Raw genomic sequence first — 14,562 nt, 5'->3', positions numbered from 1 at the left:
GCTCAGCTCCCGCTCTCATCAAAGCCTTGGAAGAAACTCGCGACATGCTCTGCGTTCAGCGCAGCGAGGGTCGGCGGGTTCCAGCGCGGTGTCTTGTCTTTATCGATCAGCAGGGCGCGTACGCCTTCGATCAGGTCGCCACGGGTGAACCACTGACGATCCAGATGCAGCTCCAGAGCGAAGCAATGTTCCAGGCTCAAGTGGCGGCCACGACGCAGCATCTCCAGCGTAACGGCCATGGCCAGCGGCGAGCGGGTTTCCAGCAAGTCAGCGGTGGTGGTCGCCCACTCATGACTGTCGGCGACGGTCACCGCGCGTAACTGCTCAACCATGCTTGGCACGTCCGGCAGGGCGAAAAAGTGATCGATGGCCGGGCGCAAGGTCTCAAGTGGCGCATCGGGCAAGGTCTGCACGGCGTGTTTGGCCAGCAGGTTTTGCAGGGCCTTGAGCGGCGTGTCTTGCCATTCCATCTGATCGAGTTTTTCGTCGAGCAGCGCCAGTTTGCTGCTGTCCAGGTACCAGTCGGCGAGGCCGCAATACAGCGCATCGGCGGCACGGATCTGCACGCCGCTGACACCCAGATAAATGCCCAGCTCGCCGGGAATGCGCGGCAGGAAATAGCTGCCACCGACATCGGGGAAATAACCGATGGCCACTTCCGGCATCGCCAGGCGGCTCCTCTCGGTGACCACGCGCAGATCGGCGCCTTGCACCAGGCCCATGCCGCCGCCGAGGACAAATCCGTCCATCAGCGCCAGCACCGGTTTGCGGTAGTGATGAATCGTCAGGTCGAGGGCGTATTCCTCGACAAAGAAATCTTCGTGCAGCGTATCGCCGCTTTTGAAACTGTCGTACAGCGAACGAATGTCGCCGCCGGCGCAGAAGGCTTTTTCACCGGCACCGCGCAGAACCACCGCATGCACATTGGCGTCAGTCGCCCAGGCATCGAGTTGCTGTTGCAGCAAACGCACCATGTCGAGGGTGATGGCATTGAGACCGGCGGGGCGGTTGAGGGTCAGGTGACCGATGTGGTTGCGAACGTCGGCCAGCACTTCGTGTTGCGTGGCATCCATGGACGGTGTCCGCTGGGATGAAGCCTGAGCTGTCATCAGTAACTCCCTGCTTTTATTGTCTTTATTCGAGAAGCTCGCGCGCGAGCGTTACCGGATCGTAACAGTGCAAATTTGCCGTGTACAACCGGGATATTCGCAGGGGGAGTTTGCGTTTTTACCTTGGTCGAAAATGTGCGCGCTCATGTAGGAGCTGCCGCAGGCTGCGATCTTTTGACTTTGATTTTAAAGATCAAAAGATCGCAGTCTGCGGCAGCTGCTACACGGAGTCAGCGGAAGGTTTGGGTAATGCTGCGGCGTTTTGCGTGAAGTTCACTGGCGTGGATCAACTGTTCCAGATCCTCGGGGGTGATGTCGATGAAGGCCTCCATATCCGCCAGCGCCAGTTTCAGGTCTTCGGCGGTGATCGCGAGACTGTCGACGGGCGCAACGATCGGCGCCGGTTCAGCCGGGCGTTTCGGATAACGAATGCGCGTCAGGTTGTTGTAGGCGAGAGCACTGAGCAGCATGCACGCCGCGCCGAGCATCACCGGTTCCATGGCTTTCCAGTCCAGGGCAATAGTCGCCGGATCGGCCAGCACCAGCGTCAGGGCCAAGGCGCCAGCGGGCGGATGCAGGCAACGCAGCCAGCACATCAGAATCAGCGCCATGCCCGCCGCCAGACAGGCGCTGCCGAGCGTGCGCCCGAGCACATGGGCCACCAGCAACGCCACAACGCCGGCACACAAGTAGCCGCCGAGAATCGACCAAGGCTGGGCGAGAGCGCCGGACGACACGGCAAACAGCAACACCGCCGAAGCACCCAATGGACCGATCAGGTGATAGGCGACTTCATGGCCGAATACTTGCGCACACAACCACACACTGAACAACGTGCCCAAGGCCATGCCGATGGCGGCACGGCTCCATTCGGTCGGGCGGGTATTGATGGCGGCGGGCAACCAGCGAGCGAGCATGTGAATCCGATCCTTGCAGCAAATTCGAGGCAAAAAAAAGGACTGTCCGGCATATCCGGAAAGCCCTCGAAGCGTTCCAACATTGGGGGAGGAACGTGCACAGTTTGCCGATCAATCTCGATGCTGACAAATTCATATTAATGCAGCTTTAGTACATTATTTTTGAACTGAAGCAACTCGACGGCCACTGACAAAGCACAAATAGCCACCCACTGCGGCCAAGGCGCTCAAGGCATAGAACATGCTCGGCGCCGGTGTGTGCATCAGCAGAAATCCGCACATGACTGGGCTGGCCGCACCACCCAGTGCCGCCAGATTCTGCGCGCCGTAATAGCTGCCGCGCAGGTCTTCCGGGGCCAATGTGTCGACGAACAGAAAGTCTGCCGGGTAAATAATCATCTCGCCCAGGGTGAAGATGAACATCGCTACGCACCAACCGACCAGGCTGTCGGCGAGACTGAAGCCGATCAGCCCGACGATGAACAACGCGGTGCCGCCGGCTATCCAGTGACGCAGGTGTTCACGGCTGAGCAAGCGGCCGATCTGGTACTGCAACAGAATCACCGTGACTGCGTTGCAGGCGAGCAGGGCGGCCATGGTGTCCAGCGTCTGTTGTTGAGTGTGGGTGACCAGCAGGTATTGCGACAGGTACAGGGTGAAACGTCCATGCACCAGCGTGCTGAGCAGGCAGCCCAGGGTAAACAGGATCATCGTGCGGTCGTTTTTCAGGATGATCAGGGTTTTCAGAAAGCTTTGTGGCTGAGCGACCGCGGCGACCGGGCTCACTTCGCGCGCGGCACCGAACAGCAGAAAAATGCTGCCGATGGCAATCGCGCCCGCGACGATAAACGGCGCTGACGGCTGAACGCCGGCAATCACCACGCCGATCATCGGGCCGACGGCGTAACCGATGTTGGTCAGCGTGTAGTTCAGGGAAAACGCCTTGACCCGCTGGCCCACCGGCAGGTTTTCACTGAGGATGGCTTTGGAGCAAATCAGGAACAGCGCCGACGCCGTTTCGCTGATGATCAGCACCAGGGTGACCAGATACAGGTTCTGCGCGAAGGTCAGCAGGATCAGGCCGATGCCGCTGGAGAGCATGGTCAGGATCAGCAACTGGCGTTTGTCGAGCCGATCGATGATGTAACCACCGTACAGCGACAACAATGTGGCACTGAACACTGCGATGCCCAACAGCAGACCGACGTCTTGCGGGTTGAGGCCGAGCTTGTTGCTGAGGAACAGCGTCAGTAGCGGGCTGATCAGCGCACGGCTGATGACGACGGTCAGTGAACTGATCATCAACCGGCGGATGAGGCGCGAGTAGGTAGCCACGAAGGGTCAATGTCCTTATTTCAAATGCTTGGCGGGCGTGCGTCATCCTTACCGGGCAATCATCACCGGTCAAGCCGCCATAACACCATTCCCCTGTAGGAGTGAGCCTGCTCGCGATAGCGGTAGATCTGCCAATGAAGTGTTGAATGTGCAGACGCTATCGCGAGCAGGCTCACTCCTACAGGGGATTTGTGTTGTCTTCAGGAAAGGGGCAGGCGCATGGCGCAGCGACGTTCCGGGGGAAAGCCGTGGGTGATTTCGGCTTGCAGTGCTTCGCGCAGATGGTGATCGGCTGCTGAAGGAATCAGCTCGACAAACCCCATCCCCTGATAAAACGGCGCATTCCACGGCAGATCGCGAAACGTGGTCAGCGTCACTGAGTTCAACCGCATCGCGCGCGCTTGTTCAATGACTGCCGCTACCAGTGCGCGGCCCATGCCTTGTCCTTGAAAAGCCTGACTGACGGATAGCTCCTCGATGTGCAGGTGCTGATCGATGTCGACAGCACGAACAAATCCAGTCAGTTGCCCTTCGCTGTTTTCAGCAACCCACACGTATGCCTGTTCGATGGCCTGCCGATGTCGGGCAGCATCGGGCACCTCGGCATCAGCCAGCCAAGCCAACGGCGGATCAAGACGAAACAATTGCGCTGCCGAACGCTCGATCGCGGGGAGGGCTGCCGCGTCAGCAAGGCTGGCGCGGCGTACGTCGAAAGTCATGTTGAGGCGCATCCTGCCGGTCGAGAGCTCGACAGATTAAGGTTTCAGCCACAGCAATACATAGTCGTTTTTATCAAAACGCCCGTCCAACACTGGCTGCGCGCTTTCCAGCGGCGTGCCCTTGAGGGAGGGCAGATCACTGCGATCCATCATCAGCCAAACCGGGCCTTTGATCGTCTCCAGTTGCTGGATCGAGTCGCTGAACTGCGGTTGCAGATCCTGCCCGATATTGACCATGAACTTGATCGCTTTCGCGTCCTTGCCCATGCCATGCAGTACCAGTGGCGCGGGGTTTTGCTGCACCTGGGCGAACACCGCGCGACTGAACGTCTGGGTGTCGTACAAACGCCGCTCCACCGGCTCGAACACCGCCGAGTACACCGTCCACAACGCCAATACGGCTGACAACGCCAATACCTCGGTGCGCCAACCCCGGATCAATAATCGCGACAACGCCAAAAGCTGCAGCACGCCCAACGCGATCAAAACAATGGAAACCTCACCCAATTGCTCGGGAAAGCGCCGTTGCGCGACCAGTAAAACCACCAGCAACAAGCCCGGCGTGACCAGCCACAAGCCCATGATCAAGCCGCGTAACCAGCGGAACACCCGCCCATGCACCACCTGAAACGGATACGCCGCAATGATCGCCGCCATGGGTAGCATCGGCAGCAGATACCGCGCCTTCTTCGCCTGCGGAATCGACAGGCCGACCATCACAATCAGCCCGGCTGCCGCGCAATACTGCACCAGGCGCAGCGCCGGGCCACGCTGCTGCGGTCTGCTCAGCCAGGCCGCTGCCAGCACCAGCAATGCCAGCGGATAGGCCAGCGCATAGTTGCCGAGCGAGCTGGTGAAGTAATACAGCGAGCCGCTGACGCCTTCGCTGCCGTCCATGCGCCCCATGAACTGCATGCGAATCACGTCCTGCAGGAACACCGCGCCAGCGCTGACCTGCGCCAGCCATAACAACAACCCGACACACGCGGCCAGCCATATCGAAGCCAGTACGCCGAACACCAGCAGCCGCGTCCACTCACGGTTGAGCAGGTAATAGCTGCACAGCATGCCGGTCGGCACCACCAGACCAATCGGCCCGCGAATGCCGAAACCGAGTAACAGCAAAGCAAAGATCAGCGGCCAGTGACGCCTGCCGGCAAAATGATCGTGGGCATAACCCAGATAGAACACCGCAAAGGCCACCGCCGCGAGCATCAAGTCCTGCGACACCGCGCGCACTTCAGTGACAAAGCCACTGGTGAGCATCAGCAAGGCAATACTGATCAACGCCCAACGCCGTGAGTACGGCGCCAGCAGGCGATACATCAACGTTACGATCAGCGCACCGGCGAAGGCACTTGGCGCCCACGCAGTAAACGCATTCACCGCGCCGAACGGCAGCGACAGCAGCCAGATGAACAGCGTCGAGACCGCTGAATAATCCGCATACGGCTGACCATAGGTGGTCGGAAACATCGTCGGCCCATGCCGCAGCATTTCCTGCGCAAACAACACGAACCGCGAATCGAAACCGATCGGGGCCTGCCCGTGGACCCCGGCCATGAACAATAAAAACGCCAGCAGCCCTGCGATCAGGGACTGCTGGCGGATTTCAGGCGATAACGTGATCAAGCGACGTCGGACGCGTGTGGCCACTGCTGCAGCGGGATCGGCAACTTGCGCGATTCGCCACGGCCCATCGGGAAGTACTGGAAGCCGTTGCGCGCCAGACGCTCGGCGTCGTACAGATTGCGGCCGTCGAAGATCACCGGGGTGTTGAGGCGCTGTTTGATCAGGTCGAAATCCGGCGCCTTGAACTGCTGCCACTCGGTGCAGATGATCAAGGCATCGGCGCCTGGCAATACCGATTCCGGCGTGCCCATCAGCATCAGCTTCGATTCGTCCGGGTAAAGGTTCTGGGTTTCCTGCATGGCCTCCGGGTCGAAGGCGCGCACGCTGGCACCGGCCGCCCACAACTCCTCCAGCAACACCCGGCTCGGTGCATCGCGCATATCGTCGGTGTTGGGTTTGAATGCCAGGCCCCACAGGGCGAAGGTCTTGCCGCGCAGATCACCCTTGTAGAACGCGTTGATGCGCTCGAATAACTTGTGTTTCTGGCGCTGGTTGATCGCCTCGACCGCTTGCAGCAAATCACTGGAGCAGTGCGCCTCTTCGGCGCTGTGGATCAACGCGCGCATGTCTTTGGGGAAGCACGAACCGCCATAACCGCAGCCGGGGTAGATGAAGTGGTAACCGATGCGCGTGTCGGCACCGATGCCCTGACGCACCGATTCGATGTCGGCGCCCAGGTGTTCGGCGAGTTCGGCGATCTGGTTGATGAAGCTGATCTTGGTCGCCAGCATGCAGTTGGCGGCGTACTTGGTCAGCTCGGCGCTGCGCAGATCCATGAACATGATGCGGTCATGGTTGCGGTTGAACGGCGAGTACAGATCACGCATCACGTCGCGCACTTCATCGCCTTCGCAACCGATAACGATACGGTCCGGACGGCGGCAGTCGGCAACCGCCGAGCCTTCCTTGAGGAATTCCGGGTTGGAGACGATATCGAATTGCAGCAGGCGGCCGACCTTGATCAAGGCCTTTTCGATGTGCGTGCGCAGGGTGTCGCCAGTGCCCACCGGAACCGTGGATTTCTCGACGATGATCAACGGCTGCTCACGATGGCGGGCAATCGCGTCACCGACCGAAAGCACGTAGCGCAGATCTGCCGAACCGTCCTCACGCGACGGCGTACCCACGGCGATAAACGCGACCCGCGCGTGCTGCACCGCGAGCTTTTCATCGGTGGTGAATTGCAGGCGTTTCGAATCCAGACCTTCACGAACGAGGCTGGCCAGCCCCGGTTCGAAAATGCTGACATGACCCTGGCGCAACAGGTCGACCTTCTTCTGGTCGACGTCCATGCACACGACATCATGGCCGACCTCGGCCAACACAGCCGCTTGCACCAGACCGACGTAACCGCTGCCAAATACTGTGATTTTCATGGAGCACTCCTGAATTCGGGCGCACGAGCCGGACGAGTGTTGATGGTGATGACCCCGAGCATGACCAGCGCCACGCCCAGTGACTTAGTGAAACTGAAGGATTCGTTGAACAGCGGCAGACTGGCCGCCAGCAGATACACCAGCGCATAGCTGATGCTCAGCAGCGAATAAGCCCGGCCCAGCGGCAGATCGCGCAGGGCGGCGAGCCAGCAGAGCATCGACAGCGCGTAGGCAAAAATCGCCGCGATGACCACGGCCAGCGCACGCCAATCGAGGCTGTCGATGTGCAGCCATTGTTCCGGTGCGGGCAGGCGGGTCATGCTCCAGCGCATGCCCAGTTGCGCAGCGCTGACGAGGAACACGCTGCCCAGTGCGAAGCTGATGCCACGACGTTGATTCATGACTGTTGCCCCAGCAACACCACGCCGCCGATCACCAACGCCACGCCGAGCCAATGCTGGCGGTCGATGGGTTCACGGAAGACGAAGCGCGCGATCAGGGTGATCAGGACGAAATTGAGACTGAGCATCGGGTAGGCGATGCCGACTTCCAGACGCTGCAGCACCAACAGCCAGACCAACAGGCCCGAGCCGAGGGCGAGCAGGGCCAGCCACAACCACGGCGAGCGCAGTTTGGCGGCCCAGCCCGACTCGACGCCGCGCCAGCTCTCCACGGCGTATTTCTGCGCTACTTGGCCCAGGCAGGTCAGCAGGCACGCAGCCAACAGCAGCAACAGGCTCATGACGCCTCCTTGGGCAGGATCATGATCACCAGGTTGCCCTGCTCGTAACGGACGCCGTCCTTTGGCAACTTGTCGATTTCGTCCAGTTCGTCCTGCCCCTTGACGCGCATCACCACGCCGACTGAACCGCTGCGGCGCGCCTCGCGCATCCACTGTTGCACGTCTTTGCTGTCGACCCGCTGTTGAATGCCGTCAGGATAGGCAAGGCCATATTTCAATTCGCCTATCGTGTTGTACAACGCCACTTGCGGGGTTTTCAGGCGCCAGGCCAGCGCCGAAGCGGCACCCAGATCGTTGCTCAGCAGGTGGGTGGTTTGCGCCAGTTCGCTGACGTGATGCTTGATGAACTGATCCGGCATCTTGTTGGCGACCACCGATTTCGGCAGCGCCGCCGGCAACACGGCGATCAGCAACAGGCTGCCGAGCGCCGGCGCGGCCCAGCATTGCAGCGGCAGAAAGGCTTGCAGCAGGTTGGCGATGATCCAGCCGATCAGTGCGATAAACACCAGCACCATGCTGTGCAGTTCGTGGTCGTAGACCGGTTTGGTCAGTTGCAGATAGACCAGCGCGATCAACGTGACGACGCCCAGCAACAGATTGAGCAGACCATTGATGCTCAGCGCGCGACCTTGCTCAAGACGCAAGCGGTCGGCCAGCGCATTGCCCAGCAACAACGCCATCGGCAGCAGGCACGGCAGGATGTAAGTCGGCAGCTTGCCGTTGGCCAGGCTGAAAAACCCCAGCGGCATCAGCAGCCACAGCAACACAAACACGACTTTTGGCTGAACGCGGGTTTGCCATGCCTGCTTGAATGCCGTCGGCAGCAAGCCTACCCACGGCAGACTGAACGCCACCAACAGCGGCAGATAGAACCACCACGGCGCATCGTGTTGCGCGTCATCACCGGCAAAGCGACGAATATGTTCGTGCCAGAAGAAGAACCGCCAGTAGTCCGGCTCCTGCGCATGCACCGAGAGCACCCACGGCAGGCTGACGAGGATCGCCACGGCAATCGCCACCGGGCCGAACATCAGCAGTTCACGCCAGCGTTTTTGCCAGAGCATCCACGGCAGGGCGATCAACACCGGCAGCAGCCAGGCGAGGAATCCCTTGGTCATGAAACCCATGCCGCAGGCCAGGCCCAATACCGCCCAGGCCGCCATGCGCTTGCCGCCGGTTTGACTGTCGAGGGCAAACCACAGCGCCACCAGACTGAGGTTGACCCAGAAAGTGAATTGCGGATCGAGGTTGGCGTAACCGGCCTGGCCGGCGACCACGGTAAAACTCATGTAGAGCAGGGCGCAGACGAAACTTTTGCGCGGTTCGTTCCACAAGCGTCGGGCGACCAGATAGCACAGCAGCACACTCAACCCGGTGCTCAGCGCCGACGCGAAACGCACACCGAACAGGTTTTGCCCAAACAACTCCTGACCCAGCGCGATCATCCAGTAACCGGCAATCGGCTTCTCGAAGTAGCGCAGGCTCATGAAGTGCGGCGACACCCAGTTGCCGCTCAGCAGCATGTCCTGACTGATCTGTGCGTAGCGGGTTTCGTCGGGAATCCACAAGCCGTGTGTGCCCAGCGGCAGCAGATAGGCCAGCAAGCAAATGACCAGCAACAGCAGTGGCAGCGTCCAGCGTTTAGTCATGCGCCTTGCACTCCCAGCCAGCCTTCACGGCCGTCGAGGGCGCCGCGTTGCACGCGACCCACGGGCAAGGTGTTGAAGAACTCGGGCAGCAAATCGCCCAGCGGTTTGAAATCGATATCTCGCTGGCGCGCATCGGCCAGCAATTGACGAAAATCTTCAGCCATCAGAATCCCTTCTACTTCGGCGTGAATGGTGTAGACGTTGAGCTGTTGCGGGCGAAAGTGATCGAGGATGAAACCGTTGAAGTCCCGCGCCGCTACGATCGGGCCGACGACCTCGTCGAAGGTCGGCAAATCCACCGGAATCTGCGGTGTACCCGGCGTGCCGTCGGCCAGCAACGGGCGAAACAGGCGTTGCCCACGGCAATCGCTGTTGTAGCGAAAGCCGAAGGCTTGCTTGGCCTCGATCACGCGTTCGTCCGCACGCCAACCGGCAGCGGCGGAACACTCGACTTTTTCGCCGAGAATGTCGCTCAAGGTGTCGACGCCCTGACGGATCTGCTCGATCAGTTGCGCGTTGCTCCAGCGCCCGGCGTTGGCCTGCCAGCCATGGTGATCCCAGGCATGCAGGCCGACTTCGTGACCGGCATCGCGGGCCTGACGCATCAGGTGTCCGAGATCACGGCCAATCGGTTTGCCCGGCCACGCGGTGCCGGCCAGCAGAATGTCCCAGCCATACAGGCCGGCGGCGTTGGAGCGCAGCATCTTCCAGAGAAACTGCGGGCGGATCAGGCGCCACAGATGCCGGCCCATGTTGTCCGGGCCGACACTGAAGAAGAACGTTGCCTTGATCTGCGCCTCGTCGAGCATTTCCAGCAGCCGCGGCACACCTTCACGGGTGCCGCGGTAGGTGTCGACGTCGATACGAAGGCCTGCCTGCATTACTTCTTGTCCGCGATTTCGAGCATGGCCTCGCGCAAGAAGAAATCCAGCGTGTTGCCAATGGTCTCGCGCATTTCCACGGTCGGCGTCCAGTCGAGCAGACGCTTGGCGTTGGCAATGCTGGGTTTGCGGTGCTCGACGTCCTGGTAACCGGCGCCGTAGAACGCCTTGCTTTCCACGTCGCGGAAACCGGCGAACGGCGGGAAGTTGTCACGCAGCGGATGCGCTTCGAACTGACGCAGCAGCTCTTCGCCCAACTGACGGATGCTGGCTTCGTTGTCCGGGTTGCCGATGTTGATGATCTGGCCGTTGCAGACGTCGTTGTCGTTATCGATGATCCGTGCCAGCGCCTCGACGCCATCAGCGATGTCGGTGAAGCAGCGTTTCTGCTCGCCGCCGTCGAACAGACGAATCGGCGTGCCTTCGACCAGATTGAGGATCAATTGGGTGATGGCGCGCGAACTGCCGATGCGTGCCGAATCCAGACGATCAAGGCGCGGCCCCATCCAGTTGAAAGGACGGAACAGGGTGAAATTCAAACCCTTGGCGCCATAGGCCCAGATCACCCGATCCAGCAGTTGTTTGGACACCGAGTAGATCCAGCGCTGCTTGTTGATCGGGCCGACCACCAGGTTCGAAGTGTCTTCGTCGAAGTGCTTGTCCTGGCACATGCCATAGACTTCCGAGGTCGATGGGAAGATCACGCGCTTGTTGTATTTGACGCAGTAGCGCACCAGCTTGAGGTTTTCTTCGAAGTCGAGTTCGAACACACGCAGCGGGTTGCGGGTGTATTCGATCGGCGTGGCGATGGCCACCAGCGGCAGGACCACGTCGCACTTCTTGATGTGGTACTCGATCCACTCGGAGTGAATGCTGATGTCGCCTTCGACGTAGTGGAAGTGCGGGTGACTGCGCAGACGGTCGATGGCGTCGGAACCGATGTCCAGGCCATAGACTTCGTAGCGGTCGTCACGCAGCAGACGCTCGGACAAGTGATTGCCGATAAAACCGTTAACGCCGAGGATCAGCACACGGGTGCGACGTGGCGCACGACCGGATTCAGCGCCGCGCAACAGCGAGCCGTCGACCAGGCCCAGTTCGTTGGCCAGTTGCGGGCCGCTGAGGAACAGGCCGTTGTCGTTGCGTTGGCCGGAGAGGATCACCAGCGAGTCTTCGCCGCAGGCAATGCGCAGCGGGTCGACGCTGATTACCCGGCCCGGCGCCTGGCCGTCATTGCCTTTGACGACTTCGGCGCTCCAGACGATGAGTTTGTGCTCGCCCACAGCGCAGAACGCGCCCGGGTAAGGTTGGGTCACGGCACGCACGAGATTGAACAGTTGCTCGGCCGGTTGCGCCCAGAGCAGTTTGCCGTCCGCTGCGCTGCGACGACCGAATACCGTCGCTTTGGATTCGTCTTGCGGGGTTTCGCTGATCTTGCCTTGCAGCATGGCTGGCAAGGTGTCGCGCAGCAGATCCGTCGCGGCGATGCGCAATTTGCCGTGCAGGCTCAGCGCGGTGTCGCTGCGTTCGATGGCCACGCGCTGCTGGGCAACGATGGCGCCGGCATCGGCACGTTTGACCATGCGGTGCAGGGTCACGCCGGTTTCGGTCTCGCCGTTGACCAGCACCCAGTTCGCCGGGGCGCGGCCACGGTAGCTTGGCAGCAACGAGCCGTGCAGGTTGAACGCGCCTTTCTTGGCCACGGCCAGCAACGACTCGCTGAGCAGGTTGCGATAGTAGAAGGAGAAAATGTACTCAGGCGCGAGTTTGGCAATTCGCTCGATCCACAATGGATGGTTGACGTCTTCCGGCGCGTGCACCGGGATGCCTTTGCTGGCGCACAGTTGCGCGACCGATCCGTAAAACGCGTTTTCTTTCGGGTCATCGGCGTGAGTGAACACCGCCGCGATGTCGTAGCCGCTGTCGAGCAGGCCTTGAATGCCGGCGCAGCCAATATCGTGGTAAGCGAAGACAACAGTTTTTGCACTCATGAGTGAACCTGACCGGTAGTAGAAGTAGTAGTGGAGAGACCATCAACGGTGACTGCAGGCGCCGGTTCGGCGGCGTGACTGCGCAAGACTTTTTCAATGAAGAAACGCGGGCGGGCGCGCACGTCGCTGTACATGCGGCCCAGGTATTCGCCGAGCAGGCCCATGCCGATGAACTGGCCGCCGGTGAACACAAAGAGCACCGCGAACAGCACGAACATGCCGTCACCGGCCCATCCGGAACCGAACGCCAGGCGCATGACGATCAGCGCGAAAGCAAACAGCAGACCCAAACCGGCCATGGTGAAACCGACGATGCTCAGCAGGCGCAAAGGTGTGGTGGTCATGCAGGTGATCAGGTCGAACATCAGGTTGATCAAACGCATCGGGCTGTACTTCGAATCGCCGTGCTCACGTTCGGCGTGGGCGACGACGATTTCGGTGGTGTGGCGGGCGAAGCTGTTGGCAAGAATCGGGATGAAGGTGCTGCGTTCACGGCAGGCGAGCATCGCGTCGATGATCGTCCGCCGGTAAGCGCGGAGCATGCAGCCGTAGTCGCTCATGGCAACGCCGGTAGAGCGCTGCACGGCGAGGTTGATCAGCTTCGACGGATAGCGGCGCAGGGCCGAATCCTGACGGTTGCCGCGCACGGTGCCGACGACGTCGTAACCTTTTTCGGCTTCGGCGACCAGGCGCGGGATTTCTTCCGGCGGGTTCTGCAGGTCGGCGTCGAGGGTGATGACGACATCGCCTTTGCACTGCTCGAAACCGGCCATGATTGCCGCGTGCTGGCCGTAGTTGCGGTTGAGGATGACGGCAACAAACGGGCTGTCCTCACGGCTCGCAGCTTCTTCCAGAAGGTTGGCGGACTCGTCACGGCTGCCATCGTCGACGAGGACGATTTCATAGTCGTGACGCAGCATCCGGCAGGCTGCCTCGGTGCGGCGCAGCAGTTCCGGCAGGCTGTCCTGTTCGTTGTAGACCGGGATGACGATCGACACACAGCGGATCGGATAAGGTTTCACAGGCGTTTGTCCATAAGAGTGGCGATGGCACCGACCACGCGATCAAGGTCTTGATCGCTCATGTCGGGGAACAACGGAATCGAGCACAGCCGCGCCGAGTTCCATTCGGTGTTGGGCAGATACAGATCGGGGTCACGCTGGCGATACCAGGTGTGCAGGTGGGTGGCGATGAAATGGATACCGGTGCCGATGCCCTGGTCCTGCAAGCCTTTCATGAAGGCTTCGCGATCCATGCCGCAGCGCTCGCTGTCGATGCGCAGGATGAACAGGTGCCAGGCGTGGGTCTGGGCGTAGGCAGGTACGGCCAGCGGTTGCACCGGCAGGCCTTCGAGTTTTTGCCGGTAGGCGGCGGCCAGTTCGGTGCGGCGCGCGTTGATCGCGTCCAGACGCTCCAGTTGCACCAGCGCAATCGCGGCGTTGATGTCGGCGAGGTTGTACTTGAACCCCGGTTCCATCACTTGCGCCTGCGGCTTGCGGCCACCGGTCAGGCGATCGTAGGCGTCAACGCCCAGACCGTGGAATTTGAGCATGCGCACGCGGCTGGCCAAGGCTTCGTCGTCGGTGACGAACATCGCGCCTTCGGCACAGGTCATGTTCTTGATCGCATGGAAGGAGAAAATCGCCGTGCCCTGCGAGCCGACGTGGCGGCCCTTGTAACGGGTGCCAGCGGCGTGGGCGGCGTCTTCGATGACTGCAATGCCGTGTTTGTCGGCCAGCGCGTACAGCGGATCAAGATCAAATGCGGCGCCGGCGTAATGCACCGGGATGATCGCTTTGGTGCGTGGGGTGATGGCGGCTTCGATACGCGCGGCGTCGGTCATCAAGGTGTCGCGATCAACGTCAACGAACACTGGTGTGGCGCCGAGCAGCGAGATCATGTTGGCGGTCGAAACCCAGGTCTGCGACGGAGTGATGACTTCGTCACCCGGGCCAATACCCAGGGCCAGCAAGGTGATGTGCATGCCGCCGGTGGCGGACGAAAGTGCCACCGCATGCCGACAGCCAACGTACTGCGCGAATTGTTCTTCGAGTGCCTGATTTTTCGGTCCGGTAGTGATCCAGCCGGAACGCAATACTTGCTCAACGGCTGCAATTTCTTCATCGCCGATACTCGGGCGAGAGAAGGGGAGAAACGCCTGACTCATGAACACCTCATCACAAACAATCAGAAGAAAACCAAGTCACCAAA

At 60.7% G+C, this 14,562-nt stretch carries 13 protein-coding genes; all 13 read right to left on the bottom strand.

Annotated elements, in window-relative coordinates; all coding sequences use genetic code 11:
- Nucleotides 1–2: 2 nt before the first annotated feature.
- Complete coding sequence (locus AC5SEM_RS11485) at nucleotides 3–1,109, bottom strand: enoyl-CoA hydratase/isomerase family protein (protein WP_495473034.1); 1,107 nt, start codon at nucleotides 1,107–1,109, stop codon at nucleotides 3–5.
- A 230-nt stretch (nucleotides 1,110–1,339) separates the two neighbouring features.
- Entirely contained in the window at nucleotides 1,340–2,026 is a 687-nt protein-coding gene (locus tag AC5SEM_RS11480) for an HPP family protein (RefSeq protein ID WP_495473033.1), read from the bottom strand.
- A 156-nt stretch (nucleotides 2,027–2,182) separates the two neighbouring features.
- Nucleotides 2,183–3,361 (bottom strand): MFS transporter, encoded by a 1,179-nt coding sequence (locus AC5SEM_RS11475; RefSeq protein ID WP_495473032.1) that lies wholly within the window; start codon nucleotides 3,359–3,361, stop codon nucleotides 2,183–2,185.
- Between the two features lie 200 nt (nucleotides 3,362–3,561).
- Nucleotides 3,562–4,080 carry a GNAT family N-acetyltransferase gene (locus AC5SEM_RS11470; RefSeq protein WP_495473031.1) on the bottom strand — a complete coding sequence of 173 codons (519 nt, stop codon included), beginning with the start codon at nucleotides 4,078–4,080 and terminating at the stop codon, nucleotides 3,562–3,564.
- 36 nt (nucleotides 4,081–4,116) lie between these two features.
- Nucleotides 4,117–5,712, bottom strand: a complete 1,596-nt coding sequence (locus AC5SEM_RS11465; RefSeq protein WP_495473030.1) for an ArnT family glycosyltransferase — start codon at nucleotides 5,710–5,712, stop codon at nucleotides 4,117–4,119.
- A complete protein-coding gene (locus AC5SEM_RS11460; protein WP_077572796.1) occupies nucleotides 5,709–7,088 on the bottom strand; it encodes a UDP-glucose dehydrogenase family protein in 1,380 nt (459 codons plus the stop codon). The genes AC5SEM_RS11465 and AC5SEM_RS11460 overlap by 4 nt, the downstream gene beginning before the upstream one ends.
- Entirely contained in the window at nucleotides 7,085–7,489 is a 405-nt protein-coding gene (gene arnF / locus AC5SEM_RS11455) for a 4-amino-4-deoxy-L-arabinose-phosphoundecaprenol flippase subunit ArnF (RefSeq protein ID WP_077572797.1), read from the bottom strand. Before arnF ends, AC5SEM_RS11460 begins: the two co-directional genes overlap by 4 nt.
- Entirely contained in the window at nucleotides 7,486–7,830 is a 345-nt protein-coding gene (arnE, locus tag AC5SEM_RS11450) for a 4-amino-4-deoxy-L-arabinose-phosphoundecaprenol flippase subunit ArnE (RefSeq protein ID WP_495473029.1), read from the bottom strand. The genes arnF and arnE overlap by 4 nt, the downstream gene beginning before the upstream one ends.
- Nucleotides 7,827–9,479 (bottom strand): lipid IV(A) 4-amino-4-deoxy-L-arabinosyltransferase, encoded by a 1,653-nt coding sequence (gene arnT, locus AC5SEM_RS11445; RefSeq protein ID WP_495473028.1) that lies wholly within the window; start codon nucleotides 9,477–9,479, stop codon nucleotides 7,827–7,829. The genes arnE and arnT overlap by 4 nt, the downstream gene beginning before the upstream one ends.
- Nucleotides 9,476–10,360, bottom strand: coding sequence for a 4-deoxy-4-formamido-L-arabinose-phosphoundecaprenol deformylase (gene arnD, locus AC5SEM_RS11440; protein ID WP_150649413.1), 885 nt, complete (start codon nucleotides 10,358–10,360; stop codon nucleotides 9,476–9,478). The genes arnT and arnD overlap by 4 nt, the downstream gene beginning before the upstream one ends.
- Nucleotides 10,360–12,351, bottom strand: coding sequence for a bifunctional UDP-4-amino-4-deoxy-L-arabinose formyltransferase/UDP-glucuronic acid oxidase ArnA (gene arnA / locus AC5SEM_RS11435; RefSeq protein ID WP_495473027.1), 1,992 nt, complete (start codon nucleotides 12,349–12,351; stop codon nucleotides 10,360–10,362). Before arnA ends, arnD begins: the two co-directional genes overlap by 1 nt.
- On the bottom strand, nucleotides 12,348–13,373 hold the full coding sequence (gene arnC / locus AC5SEM_RS11430) for an undecaprenyl-phosphate 4-deoxy-4-formamido-L-arabinose transferase (RefSeq protein WP_016986762.1): 1,026 nt from the start codon (nucleotides 13,371–13,373) through the stop codon (nucleotides 12,348–12,350). Before arnC ends, arnA begins: the two co-directional genes overlap by 4 nt.
- Nucleotides 13,370–14,518 (bottom strand): UDP-4-amino-4-deoxy-L-arabinose aminotransferase, encoded by a 1,149-nt coding sequence (gene arnB, locus AC5SEM_RS11425; RefSeq protein ID WP_454563712.1) that lies wholly within the window; start codon nucleotides 14,516–14,518, stop codon nucleotides 13,370–13,372. The genes arnC and arnB overlap by 4 nt, the downstream gene beginning before the upstream one ends.
- Between the last annotated feature and the right edge of the window lie 44 nt (nucleotides 14,519–14,562).

This window comes from Pseudomonas sp. CH61 (assembly GCF_059429415.1).
Note: the sequence above shows the minus strand (reverse complement) of the source record. Positions and strands in the feature narration are given on the sequence as shown.